The 501-nt window shown below is 39.3% G+C and carries 1 protein-coding gene; it reads right to left on the bottom strand.

Features of this window, described 5'->3' with window-relative positions:
* Window positions 1–133: 133 nt before the first annotated feature.
* Window positions 134–501, bottom strand: a 368-nt coding sequence (locus tag IEW67_RS18290; protein ID WP_229671970.1) for a hypothetical protein, incomplete at its 5' end; no start/stop codon positions are given.

Here is a 501-nt window from a genome sequence, read left to right as displayed (position 1 = left end):
AAGCCATAGCGAAATAAAGCAATTTCTTCCCGTGTCTTTTCATTCATGACTTTTTCCTCCTTTTGATAGAAGGACAACCGGTTATCCATTGCTTTTATTCTACCTTTTCCGACAAGAGATTCATAGGCAACATTTATGTGGGATGCATAATATTTTTTTCAGGTGTTAAATATGGTAAAATTAATTTGCCCATAAAATATGATGATAAGTGACCCCAGCTCCTTCGATAGAAGGGGGATACGCCAATATCGTGGATCATTTTCATATATTTTTGGGCCTCTTTTTTTATGTCCTTTGATAATCCAAGATGATGACCCGCATCCACAAAAAAACTATGCGTCCAATGAATTGTCTCACAAAAGCGCTTCACGAGCTGAGCCAGCTGTTGACGACATCCATTCACTTTGCCCTCCTCCAGGAACTGACGCACCCAATCGACAATCGTGTATAAGGTATGCTGGTAATATGGAATAAGAAAACTTGGGAGAAAGGAGATATTCG

Origin of the sequence: Lentibacillus kapialis (assembly GCF_014646635.1) — a bacterium.
Lineage (GTDB): Bacteria > Bacillota > Bacilli > Bacillales > Amphibacillaceae > Lentibacillus > Lentibacillus kapialis.
Note: the sequence above shows the minus strand (reverse complement) of the source record. Positions and strands in the feature narration are given on the sequence as shown.